1 protein-coding gene is annotated in these 589 nt (G+C 56.9%); it reads right to left on the bottom strand.

Features of this window, described 5'->3' with window-relative positions; translation table 11 throughout:
• On the bottom strand, positions 1-589 hold a 589-nt coding region (locus HBO12_RS28190; protein WP_346343206.1), incomplete at both ends, for an immunoglobulin-like domain-containing protein.

The raw sequence follows: 589 nt of genomic DNA, 5'->3' as shown, positions 1-589 counted from the left end.
TGTCCACACCGATGGTGATGACCTGGTTGTTATCCAAGGTGATGGTCAGCGGACCCGTGGTGTTAGTGACGGGTGCGCCGTTTTTATCCACAAGGGTGGCGGTGTAGACGATCTGGCCGCCTTCACCCACGGTTTTGGTTGCGGTCAGCACCACATCGACCTTGTCGATGGTGTCGTTGATGGTGGTAGTCGCGCCATCGCCTGCAACGACAAGCTTCTCGAAGTTGCCACCATCGGTGCCGGTGATCTGGACGGTCTGGGTGCTCTTGTCGATGAACACGTCATCGCCTGGGGCGTCCACTGTCACGGTGCCGACAGTTTCGCCAGCCTTGATGGTGATGGTTTGCTTGTTGTCGAGTGTCAGGGTGACGTCGGTATCCGCTTTATTAGAAAGCGTGGCGGTGTAGGTGATTTTCCCACCTTCACTCACTTCCGACGGAGCAGTCAGGGTCACTGTCGTGGTGTTATCAGTGCCCGGTGTGTCGGTCACGACGGTGGTGACTTTATCGGTACCTGGAACCAGGTTCTCGAAGTGCTCGCCACCGGCGACTTCCTTGATGCCGGTAGTAACAGTCTGGTCGCCTTTGTA

This window comes from Pseudomonas sp. WS 5059 (genome assembly GCF_012985525.1).
GTDB lineage: Bacteria > Pseudomonadota > Gammaproteobacteria > Pseudomonadales > Pseudomonadaceae > Aquipseudomonas.
This window is presented reverse-complemented; position numbering and strand designations above follow the sequence as displayed.